Annotated in this window: 9 protein-coding genes; 5 read left to right on the top strand and 4 right to left on the bottom strand. The window is 69.3% G+C overall.

What is annotated here, in order from left to right:
* From ACFW2E_RS03300 to ACFW2E_RS03285, 4 genes are all read right to left on the bottom strand, one after another.
* Positions 1 to 268, bottom strand: a 268-nt coding sequence (locus ACFW2E_RS03300; protein ID WP_384460587.1) for a DUF6458 family protein, incomplete at its 3' end; no start/stop codon positions are given.
* Positions 269 to 353: 85 nt separating this feature from the next.
* On the bottom strand, positions 354 to 1,988 hold the full coding sequence (locus ACFW2E_RS03295) for a hypothetical protein (RefSeq protein WP_384460585.1): 1,635 nt from the start codon (positions 1,986 to 1,988) through the stop codon (positions 354 to 356).
* 128 nt (positions 1,989 to 2,116) lie between these two features.
* Complete coding sequence (locus ACFW2E_RS03290) at positions 2,117 to 3,415, bottom strand: M18 family aminopeptidase (RefSeq protein WP_384460583.1); 1,299 nt, start codon at positions 3,413 to 3,415, stop codon at positions 2,117 to 2,119.
* An 85-nt stretch (positions 3,416 to 3,500) separates the two neighbouring features.
* Positions 3,501 to 5,327 carry an acyl-CoA dehydrogenase gene (locus ACFW2E_RS03285; RefSeq protein WP_384460580.1) on the bottom strand — a complete coding sequence of 609 codons (1,827 nt, stop codon included), beginning with the start codon at positions 5,325 to 5,327 and terminating at the stop codon, positions 3,501 to 3,503.
* A 214-nt stretch (positions 5,328 to 5,541) separates the two neighbouring features.
* Here ACFW2E_RS03285 and ACFW2E_RS03280 point away from each other — a divergent pair, with 214 nt between their 5' ends.
* From ACFW2E_RS03280 to ACFW2E_RS03260, 5 genes are all read left to right on the top strand, one after another.
* Positions 5,542 to 6,012 carry an SseB family protein gene (locus ACFW2E_RS03280; RefSeq protein WP_384460577.1) on the top strand — a complete coding sequence of 157 codons (471 nt, stop codon included), beginning with the start codon at positions 5,542 to 5,544 and terminating at the stop codon, positions 6,010 to 6,012.
* A gap of 381 nt (positions 6,013 to 6,393) precedes the next feature.
* Positions 6,394 to 7,365 (top strand): pirin family protein, encoded by a 972-nt coding sequence (locus tag ACFW2E_RS03275; protein WP_384460574.1) that lies wholly within the window; start codon positions 6,394 to 6,396, stop codon positions 7,363 to 7,365.
* Between the two features lie 219 nt (positions 7,366 to 7,584).
* The gene (locus tag ACFW2E_RS03270; RefSeq protein ID WP_384460572.1) at positions 7,585 to 8,562 is read left to right on the top strand and encodes a magnesium transporter CorA family protein; all 978 of its coding nucleotides are present in this window, start codon (positions 7,585 to 7,587) and stop codon (positions 8,560 to 8,562) included.
* 191 nt (positions 8,563 to 8,753) lie between these two features.
* The gene (locus ACFW2E_RS03265) at positions 8,754 to 9,290 is read left to right on the top strand and encodes a DUF5994 family protein (RefSeq protein WP_384460569.1); all 537 of its coding nucleotides are present in this window, start codon (positions 8,754 to 8,756) and stop codon (positions 9,288 to 9,290) included.
* Positions 9,291 to 9,552: 262 nt separating this feature from the next.
* Positions 9,553 to 9,825 carry a hypothetical protein gene (locus tag ACFW2E_RS03260; RefSeq protein WP_384460666.1) on the top strand — a complete coding sequence of 91 codons (273 nt, stop codon included), beginning with the start codon at positions 9,553 to 9,555 and terminating at the stop codon, positions 9,823 to 9,825.
* Positions 9,826 to 10,075 lie beyond the last annotated feature (250 nt).

Here is a 10,075-nt window from a genome sequence, read left to right as displayed (position 1 = left end):
GGTGGTTGGGCGGCGGGCGGGCGGGGGCGCTGTGGGGGGTGGGGTGTGGGTGGCGGGCCGCCCCCGCCGCGCGGGGGCGGGGGGCGGCCGCCCCCCCCACGACCCTCCTGCGCCGGGCGATGCTGGTGAACGTGGTGACCCCGATCAGTCCGACGGCCATCAGGATGAGGCCGACCAGGTCGAGATTGACGCCGTTCATGTGCCAGTCCGTGGCGAACGTGAGGATCGCTCCCGCGGCGATCAGAATGATGCATCCGCCGAGGCCCATGGGTGTCTCCTCCCCTTCCGGTCCGGAGCTTCCGGAAGCCTTCGGGTACCCCGGGCCGCGGCGGTCATGCCGTCGGGGGGGCCGCTCAGGTCACGTCGACGTAGTCCTCGCGGCCCGAGCTCACCAGATGCGTGCTGTCCGGGTAGAGGAGCACCGCGACCCAGGTGCCGTCCTTCGAGGCGGTGCAGCCCCTGCTGAAGGTGCCGTCCGAGCGGGTGGTGGCATTGCCCATGTCGTACCAGGTGCTGGAGCCCTTGGGACGGAAGAGGATCTTCACCTTCTGACCGGCGTAGGCCTTCCAGACGCCGGAGCTGTAGTACTGCAGCTTGCCCTTGTAGGTGATGGTGCGGCCCTTGCGGACCGGTTCGGGCGAGGCGTTGCCGCCGGTGATCCGGGTCGGCGTGCGCTTGGCGTACACGACCTTGCTGTACGACTCCTGCCAGTTGCGGCTGCCCTCGAAGTGCGCCCGGTAGTAGCCCTTGTAGGGCGCGTCGAAGGTGCCCTTGAACGGCGCGCCGGACTCGGGGTCGGAGTTGCCCGGGACGACGGTCTTCATCGTCTTCCAGCCGGTCTTCCCGTCGGTCGAGTACTGCAACTCGACCTTGTTGTCCGCGTATCCGGGGACGCTGGAGCCGGTGTGCAGCACGCCCTTGGCGGTCAGCTCGGAGTACTTGTCCAGCGTCGCGGTGAAGTCGGTGAGTGACGTCTTCTTCGCGACGTACACCTTGACCCTCTGCAGCGGGCTCCAGTTCACGTAGGTGCCGCTGCGGACCTGCACGTCCACCGAGCCGCTGCTCGACATGGTCAACTGCCCGGAGAAGCGGCCGTCGGCGCCCGTGACGGGGTGGGCGCCCGCGGAACCGAGGTCGCTCTCCCACACCTCGTCCACGTTGGCCCCGGCGAGCGGCTTCCACGCACCGCCGACGTACACCTCCGCGGTGCCGGAGACGGTCGCCGCCTGCCCGGCCTTGACGTCCAGTTCGGCGGCGTCCAGGGTCACGCGCGTGTCCGACTGAACGGCCCTGACCTCGGCGCTCTCGTTGGCCCGGGACTGGTAGAAGGGATCGTCCAGCCGCAGCCAGGCGTTGACGTCGGCGATGGACGGGTCGGTCACGGGGTACGTGTAGGTGAAACGGCCGTCGGTGCCGGTCGTGGTCGTCCCGTCCGCCTCGTTGGAGATCTCGAGGTCCACGTGCGCGTCCGCCGCCGGCGTCGTCTCGCCGGTGCGCGGGTCGGTGACCGTGAAGCCGCCGGTGACGGTGACGTCCTGGTGTTCGTAGTCCGGGCTCTGCGGAGCGGCCTGGAGGTCGGTCAGGTTCGCCTCCAGCTCGTACTGGTAGGTGTCCTCGGTCGAGGAGGTGTCTCCGTCGGCGTCGGTCAGGTCGACGACGACGCGATAGGTGCCGAGGTCCGCCAGGCGGAGCGGGGTGCTGGTCTGCCACAGACCGGACCGGTCGGTGCCCGAGGCCAGAGTGAAGTCGCTGACCTCGGCGACCTCCGGGGCGCCGGCGGGGGAACCCGGTGCGTACAGGTGCGCCGTGATCGAGGTGATGTCGCTGTCGGACTGGGCGGACACCAGGACCAGGCCACTGGCCGGGTGGTCGCCGCTGCCCGCTCCGAACAGCACCGGCGCCGTCGCCGCGTGCGCGGCCGGAACGGGCCCGAGCAGCAGGCCCGCCGCGACCGAGGCGCAGGCGAGCACCAAGGATCTCTTTCCCACGTGAAGTCCCCCCACGAGACTGTGAAAAGGCTGATAGTTGAAGATCGGACCGCATCGTACGCTCTGGTAACCATGTTTGAACAGGTTCAAAACGATGCGGTCCGTGGGGGAACGGGAGACGCGCGGGGTCAGTCCTCCAGAAACGCCACCAGCGCGTTCGCCAGCAGGAACGGGTCGTCCGCTCCGCACAGTTCGCGGGCGCTGTGCATCGACAGGATGGCCGCGCCGATGTCGACGGTGCTGATGCCGTGGCGGGCCGCGGTGATCGGGCCGATCGTGGTGCCGCAGGGCATGGCGTTGTTGGAGACGAAGGTCTGGTAGGGGACGCCCGCCCGCTCGCAGGTGGCGGCGAAGACCGCGCGGCCCGAACCGTCCGTGGCGTACCGGTTGTTGACGTTCACCTTCAGGATCGGGCCGCCGTTGACGCGCGGGTGGTGCGTCGGGTCGTGCCGCTCCGCGTAGTTGGGGTGGACCGCGTGGCCCGTGTCGGAGGACAGACAGACGGTGCCGGCGAAGGAACGGGCCCGGTCCTCGTACGAGCCGCCGCGCGCGAACACCGAACGCTCCAGCACGCTGCCCAGCAGCGGTCCGTCCGCGCCGGTGTCCGACTGCGAGCCGTTCTCCTCGTGGTCGAAGGCGGCCAGGACCGGGATGTGGGGAAGGGCCCGGCCGGAGCCGGCCACGGCCGCCAGGGCCGCCGTGCCCGCGTGCACCGACAGGAGGTTGTCCATGCGGGGGCCGGCGACCAGTTCCTCGTGACGGCCGAGGTAGGCCGGCCGCTCCACGGAGTGCGTCATCAGGTCCCAGCCGGCCACCTCGCCCGCCGGCAGCCCGCACTCCTCCTCCAGGAAGGCGATGAGGTCGCCGTCGCGCACATCGCCGCCCAGGCCCCAGACCGGCTGCAGATGCCGCTGCTTGTCGAGCTTGAGCCCCTCGGTCGACACCGACCGGTCGAGGTGGATGGCCAGCTGCGGCACCCGGAGCAGGGGCCGGTCCACGTTCACCAGCCGCGTCGTGCCGTCCCGCAGGGTCAGCCGCCCGGCCAGGCCCAGGTCCCGGTCGAGCCAGGAGTTCAGCAGCGGCCCGCCGTAGATCTCCACGGCGACCTGGCGCCAGCCGTGCGCCCCGGTGTCCGGCTGCGGCTTGACCCGCAGGTTGGGGGAGTCGGTGTGCGCCCCGACGATCCGGAACGGCGTGTGCGGCTCGGCGCCCTCGGGGACGTACCAGGCCACGATCGCGCCGCCGCGCAGTACGAACCTGCCGCCCGCGGTCCCGTCCCAGGCGTCCGTCTCCGCGACCTGACGGAAGCCGGCCTTCTCCAGCCGCTCGGCGGCGTTCGCCACGGCGTGGTACGGCGACGGGCTCCCCGCGAGGAAGGACATCAGGTCATCGGTGTGGCCGCGGTCGAAGCGGGCTGGTTCGCTCATGGGTTCACCTTAACGACGGACGAGGGCCCGCTCCCCCTTGCCGGGAGCGGGCCCACGCGGGAATCCTGCGGATGCTGCGGCCGGGCTAGAAGGCGCTCTCGTCCAGCTCCATGAGGTCCAGGTCGACGCCCTCGGACACCTTGCGGGCCAGGGTGACGCCGGGCAGGACGTTGGCCGCGAAGAACTTCGCCGCCGCGATCTTGCCGGTGTAGAAGGCCTTGTCCTTGGCCGACGCCGTCTCCAGCTTCTCGGCGGCGACCGCGGCGCCCTTCAGCAGCAGGTAGCCGACGACCACGTCACCGGAGGCCAGCAGCAGGCGGGTGGTGTTCAGGCCCACCTTGTAGATGTTCTTGACGTCCTGCTCGGTGGCCGCGAGGTCGGTCAGCATCAGGCCGACGATCGCCTCGAGCTCCACGGCAGCCTTCGCGAGGTGCTCGCGGGCGCCCGCCAGCTCCTCGCCGCCGGTGCCGAGCGCCAGGAACTTCTTGATGTCCTCGGCCAGCGAGTTCAGCGCCGCACCCTGGTTGCGGACGATCTTCCGGAAGAAGTAGTCCTGGCCCTGGATCGCGGTCGTGCCCTCGTACAGGGTGTCGATCTTGGCGTCACGGATGTACTGCTCGATCGGGTACTCCTGCAGGAAGCCGGAGCCGCCGAAGGTCTGCAGCGACTGGGCGAGCTGCTCGTAGCCCTTCTCGGAGCCGTAGCCCTTGACGATCGGCAGGAGCAGGTCGTTGAGCGCGTGCTCGGCCTTCGAGTCCTCGCCGTTCGCCTCCTTGACCGCGATGGCGTCCTGGACGGAGGCGGTGTAGAGGACGAGGGCGCGCATGCCCTCCGCGTACGCCTTCTGCGTCATCAGCGAGCGGCGCACGTCGGGGTGGTGCGTGATGGTGACCTTGGGCGCGGCCTTGTCCATGAAGTTCGCCAGGTCGGGGCCCTGGACGCGCTCCTTGGCGTACTCGAGGGCGTTGAGGTAGCCGGTGGAGAGCGTGGAGATCGCCTTCGTGCCGACCATCATGCGGGCGAACTCGATGATGCGGAACATCTGGCGGATGCCGTCGTGCTTGTCGCCGATCAGCCAGCCCTTGGCCGGGTGGCGGTCGCCGAAGGTCATCTCGCAGGTGTTGGAGGCCTTCAGGCCCATCTTGTGCTCGACGTTGGTGGCGTAGGCGCCGTTGCGCTCGCCCAGCTCGCCGGTCTCGAAGTCGAACAGGTACTTCGGGACGAGGAAGAGGGAAAGGCCCTTGGTGCCCGGACCGGCGCCCTCGGGACGCGCGAGCACGTAGTGGAGGATGTTCTCCTCCATGTCGTGCTCACCGGAGGTGATGAAGCGCTTGACGCCCTCGATGTGCCAGGAGCCGTCCTCCTGCTGGATCGCCTTGGTGCGGCCGGCGCCCACGTCGGAGCCCGCGTCGGGCTCGGTGAGCACCATGGTGGAGCCCCAGGTCCGCTCGACGGCGATCTGAGCGATCTTCTTCTGGACGTCGTTGCCCTCGTCGTAGAGGATGCCGGCGAACGCCGGGCCGGAGGAGTACATCCACACGGCCGGGTTCGAGCCGAGGATCAGCTCCGCGTACGCCCAGATCAGGGATGGGGGAGCCGTCGTGCCGCCGATGCCCTCGGGCAGGCCGAGCCGCCAGTACTCGGAGTCCATGAAGGCCTTGTAGCTCTTCTTGAAGGACGCCGGGACGGGCGCGGTGTTCGTCTCCGGGTCGAAGACCGGCGGGTTGCGGTCGGCGTCCGCGAAGGAGTCGGCCAGCTCGTTCTCCGCGAGGCGCGTCAGCTCCTCGAGGATGCTCTTGGCCGTGTCCGTGTCCATCTCGGCGAACGGGCCGGTGCCGTACAGCTTGTCGCGTCCGAGGACTTCGAACAGGTTGAACTCGATGTCGCGGAGATTCGACTTGTAGTGCCCCATGGTGACGGCTCCGTATCGGACTCGGCGAGGCACTGTCTCCTCGCAACTGGTTCACGTACCAACAAGTAGCTACGAATGATGCTACCCGTCGGTAATAAGAAGCAACCCCTGCCGGTCCAAGTGTGAGAAGGGTCTACATACGGACGCTGGGGAACGGCTCGAGAAGGCTTGACGGGCCTTCGGCGGTCTTGCCTGGCTCGGTAGGCTTGCGCCCATGTACGGCTACGACCAGAACGTGGGTGCGCAGTACACCGCGCCGCAGCAGCAGATGCCCGGTGGTGCCGGCGGGTACGGCCAGCAGCCGCCGCTCTATCCGGAGCCGTCGCCGCCGTCGCTCGCGGACGCGGTGCGAGCCTTCACCACCGGTCAGATGGCCGCCGAGGACTTCCAGCAGGTGTTCGCCACCTCCAAGGTCTACTGCCCGCGCGGCGACAACCCGGGCTTCCTCGCCCTGCACAACACCCAGCAGCCGGTGATCCCGATGTTCACCTCGCTGAAGGAGTTGCGCCGGTACGCGGGCAAGGAGTCCAAGTACTTCGTGATCACCGGCGCCGAGGTGATCGACCTGCTGCCGACCGGCTACGGCTTCGTCGTGGACATGGAGGGCGAGCACCGGATGGTCTTCGACGCCAAGGCGGTCGAGCAGATGGTGGACTTCGCGATGCGGCGGATGTACGGCGGCTGAACCGTCTCCCCCGCCCCGGGGCCGGCCTTACTGTGCCCGCGTGACCCCGCCCGACACCTCGCCGCCGGTCCGGCTCGGCCGGCGGCGTTCCGCTGCCCGGCCCCGTTCCGGCGAGTCACGGCTGGAGGGGGCGGCGCGGGTGACCGCCGAACCGGTGGGGCGTCCGGGGCCGGCGCCGAGAAGCGTGACGTTCTGGGTGCCGCATGACACGGTCGTGCCGCATGACTCGGCCGTGCCACGTGACGCGGTCGTGCGCGTACCCGGGGATCGTCCGAACGGCACCCGGTGAGGCCCGGAGGGAATGTCCTCCGGGCTTTCTCCGTTGGGGATGGCAGAAAGTTCAACGCTCAACTAAAGTGGGCGCACAAGGAGGTACCGACCATGCCTGCAGTGACCGTCGAGAACCCGCTGACGCTGCCGCGCGTGACCGCGCAGGCCGACGCCGTCGCCCGTCCCGTGCTGGCGGTGACGACCGCTCCGAGCGGTTTCGAGGGCGAGGGCTTCCCGGTGCGCCGGGCGTTCGCCGGGATCAACTACCGCCATCTCGACCCGTTCATCATGATGGATCAGATGGGTGAGGTGGAGTATCAGCCCGGGGAGCCGAAGGGGACCCCGTGGCATCCGCACCGCGGCTTCGAGACCGTCACCTACATCATCGACGGGATCTTCGACCACCAGGACTCCCAGGGTGGTGGCGGCACCATCACCAACGGCGACACCCAGTGGATGACGGCCGGCTCGGGTCTGCTCCACATCGAGGCGCCGCCGGAGCACCTCGTCATGTCCGGGGGTCTCTTCCACGGCCTGCAGCTGTGGGTGAACCTGCCGGCGAAGGACAAGATGATGGCGCCGCGCTACCAGGACATCCGCGGCGGCAACGTCCAGCTGCTGACGTCCCCCGACGGCGGCGCGCTGCTCCGCGTGATCGCGGGCGAGCTGGACGGCCACGCGGGCCCGGGCATCACCCACACCCCGATCACGATGATCCACGCGACGCTGGCTCCGGGCGCGGAGATCACGCTGCCGTGGCGCGAGGACTTCAACGGCCTCGCGTACGTCCTCGCCGGGCGCGGCGCCGTCGGCACCGAGCGCCGGCCGATCCACCTCGGCCAGACCGCCGTTTTCGGCGCCGGTTCCTCGCTCACCGTCCGTGCGGACGAGAAGCAGGACTCCCACACGCCGGACCTGGAAGTCGTCCTCCTCGGTGGACGGCCCATCCGTGAGCCGATGGCCCACTACGGCCCGTTCGTCATGAACACGCGCGAGGAGCTTCAGCAGGCGTTCGAGGACTTCCAGAAGGGGCGGCTCGGGACGATCCCCGCGGTGCACGGGATGTCCGAGGGCGGGCTGTAGGGCTCAGCAGGACCGAATGCGGGCGAGTCCGGTCTGGAGACGGACGGGATTCGTCCGTGCCCGTCCCGCCCGGGGCGCAGCCGGTTGACGCCGGACCCCCGGCGGGCCGGAGCCGGCATGTTCACGGGGTGCACCGACCGCCGGTGATCTCCAGAGTCTGCCGCGCTGACGATCGGGACGAAGCGGGATGATCGAGGCGCGAGAGGCTAGCCTCGCGCCATGGTGACGCGCACCCGGCTGTATCACGACGGCACTCTCGTCCTGACGGACTTTCCCGCCGGCGACGTCTCCGCGCATCTCGCCGATCCGGCGTCGGTCCTGTGGCTGGACCTGTACCGACCCGGGCCCGCCGAATTCACCATGCTCGGCCAGGAGTTCGGCATCCACGAACTGGCCCTGGAGGACGCCGCGCAGCATGGGCAGCGGCCGAAACTCGACCGCTATCGCACCCACGAGTTCCTCAGCGCCTATGCCGTGACCGTCAGCCCGGACGGTACGGAACTGACGTACAGCGAGATCGCCGTATTCCTCACCGGCCAGGCCATGATCACCGTCCGCATGGACGACGGTCTCGACATCGAGAACGTCGTCGCCCGCTGGGACGAGAGTCCGGACCTGGCCGGCCACGGCGTCGGATTCCTGCTGCACGGCCTGCTCGACCATCTCGTGGACGGCCACTTCGCCGCGGTCCAGCAGCTGGACGACGGCATCGAGGAGGTGGAGGGTCTGCTCTTCGCGGCCGGGCGCCGTGAGATCGAAGCCGTGCAGCGCCGGGTTTTCGCGCTGCGCAAATCGCTCGTCCGGTTGCGCCGCGTCGTGCTCCCGATGCGCGAGGTGGTCAACGGGCTCATGCGTCCCGGCCTGCACGTGATCGCCGACCCTCTCGTTCCGTATTACCAGGACGTCTACGACCACGTGCTGCGTGCCATCGAATGGACCGAATCACTGCGGGACCTGGTGGCCTCGGTCACGGAGACGAACCTCTCGGTCCAGGCCAACCGCATGAACCTGATCATGAAGAAGGTGACGAGCTGGGCCGCGATCATCGCCGTACCCACCGCGATCACCGGTTACTACGGCCAGAACATCCCCTATCCCGGTTTCGGCCGCCAGTCCGGATTCATCACCTCCGCCGCTGTCATCGTGATCCTGTCCGCACTGCTGTATGCGGCGTTCAAGCGCAAGGACTGGCTCTGACCCCCGGTGCCGGGCACCGGCGACCTGGTTGCGAAGGCAGGAAAATACCTGGTCACCCCCGGCTTTTCGGGCCGGTGAGCGGAGTAGTGTGAAGACACCGGGAGTTCTTCGCGTACCGGCTCAGCTGCGGGTGCCGTTTCCGGTGATCGACAACGCCGGGCCGCTCACGAGCCCGGGGGCGGGTTCGCGCCATGTCCGTGACCATCGACCGTACGACAACGGGCAGGCGCACGTCGTCGCTGCCGGTTCGCCTGTCCCTGACACCGGCGCCCGGGGGGCTGGACGGCACGTGGTGGCCTCGCTCCCGTGAGCTCACCCGTGAGCTGCCACCCTTGACGGCCGCACTGGGCGATCTCTGGGGTCCCATCACGCGCATCACGGTGAACCCGGCCTACTGGCCCGTCATCCCGCCTTGGGTGTCCGTCGCCGGACGCACGGTGCATGTGGGCTGGTCCACCGTGGAGCAGGATCCGCACAGACTGACCCTTTTCTCCACCGATGGCCGCCGGGACGTGCTGGTGATTCCGCCGGAAACCGGTGCGGATGCCGCCGCGCAGCTGATGGCGGGCGACGGCATCTATGCCCCGGCCAGGGACGAAGCAGCAGACAGGAGCGATGCCCGGATCAGGGAGGAAGTGTGGGAGACCGACGGCGGAGCAGGTCGGCCGTCGTCCCTGCCCCGGCCCATCGGATCGACAGGGCCTTCGCCCGCCGGTCGGCGGAGGTGAGAGAACCATGACTGTCATCGCAGTGGCCGTGCTGCTCCTTCTGATCGCCGTCGGAGTCGTTCTGATCCACCGGCTCAACGGTCAGCACGACGAACGGATCGCTGCCTTCCACTACAGCGATGTCCTGCCGGGGATCGGGCGTCGGACCCGGAGGCACCGTCGGTCGGCGGTGGACGCGGCCGTTCCGACGCGCCCCACCGCGACGGCGACCTCGGATGACATCGACTTCGGCCCGGCCGCGGGCGGTAGAGGAAGGCACGTCATGGCGATATTGAGAGACCGGAAGACGTACCGCGAGAGGATCATGCAGGCTCTGTACCAAGCCGCCGAAGGCAACCGCCTCCTGGGCGTCGAGGGGGCGAAGCTCCGCACCGACCTCGGTATCCCCGAGCAGGACATGGCCGCCGCCTGCATGTACCTGGCGGGCGAGGGCTGGGTCGTCGTGGACTGGGGGAGGGGCAACACGCCCGCGATGATCACGCTGACGCACCAGGGGATCCGGCAGATGGAGACGGAAGAGGAAGGGCGTGGCTGAGCCGCCGCGTCGGCTTCTCGGACCGAAGCCGAAGCGAACCTGCGCAAGCATCGCTCGTGCCGGAGTGATTCCTTCGGCGTAATGTGGAAAGCGGGTCGGCGCACGCTCACGTGCAATGACCCGGAAGGGCGGGGGGGGCGGCGGGGGGGGCGGGCGCGGGGCGGCGGGGGGGCCGGGGGGTAGTGCGCGGGGGGGGCGGGGGGGTGGGCGGGGGCGCCCGGGTCAACCCGGGGTGCGCGACGGTTCGGTG

The sequence above is a fragment of the Streptomyces sp. NPDC058964 genome, assembly GCF_042741275.1.
GTDB lineage: Bacteria > Actinomycetota > Actinomycetes > Streptomycetales > Streptomycetaceae > Streptomyces.
This window is presented reverse-complemented; position numbering and strand designations above follow the sequence as displayed.